Origin of the sequence: Massilimicrobiota sp. An142 (genome assembly GCF_002160725.1) — a bacterium.
In the GTDB taxonomy this organism is placed as follows: domain Bacteria; phylum Bacillota_I; class Bacilli_A; order Erysipelotrichales; family Coprobacillaceae; genus Allocoprobacillus; species Allocoprobacillus merdigallinarum.
The window spans coordinates 1-827 of sequence record NZ_NFLD01000091.1 but is presented as its reverse complement, the minus strand read 5'-3'; the positions used below and the strand labels follow the sequence as shown (position 1 = coordinate 827).

The 827-nt window shown below is 39.5% G+C and carries 1 protein-coding gene; it reads right to left on the bottom strand.

Features of this window, described 5'->3' with window-relative positions:
• Window positions 1-746 (bottom strand): IS91 family transposase (locus B5E87_RS14820; protein WP_479684555.1); only part of this gene is annotated, 746 nt, incomplete at its 3' end.
• Window positions 747-827: the final 81 nt, after the last annotated feature.

Below are 827 nucleotides of genomic sequence, written 5' to 3'. Positions count from 1 at the left end.
TTCTTCCGTCCTCCTTCAAAGGGATTATATGTTTCAGCATAATTCATGATCATTCCACATCTGCATTTGATGGGATCCCTCTGAAATGATTGTATCATAAAATAACGGAAATGTGTCTTGTGGATTTGAATTTTTGCGATGGCCTGTCTTTCCTTCTTGTACTGTGTTTCCTTTTTCTGCTTATGAGCCAGAAGCTCAGCCATTCTATTGTAATGTCTGGTCGACCTGTTGGAATAGAATCCATAGTAGCGAGTCATCTTGAAGTTTTCATCCGGACAGTGTCTGATGACTTTTTGGATGAATCTCTCAACTCTTTCAGTGACATCGATTCTTTTGTCATCCTCATGACGATTATAGAACCAATGAATCATTTTGGTCGTGTCATTATATTCTACAATTCTGCTTTCTGCCATGACAGGTCTGTTGGTATAGCGTGTTATATATGCGACGGTATCATCAACATCATCTTCGCTCTGGTCTTTTTTTGGTTCTTTGGCATAGACATAGAAACCGTCGGGATAGTTTTTATACAGAGAATTTTTAAGTGCATGGAATTGTCTTGTGTTGATTTTCCTGTCAAGAAGGTCAAGGATCTGAAACATCCAGGTTTTTCTGAGCTTATTGAAATCCATATAGGAAAGGCTTTTGATGGAGTCCTTCCTGAGATTGAGGGCATCCCGACAGACAAGCATATGGATATGAGGATTGAATTCAAGGGGTCTGCCAAAAGTATGAAGGGTAGAGATGGCACCAAAAACAACATTATCCTTTGTATCCTTATAGAGATAGGGGGAAGAGGATTTTCGGAGCTTTCTGTGTTTTTCGAG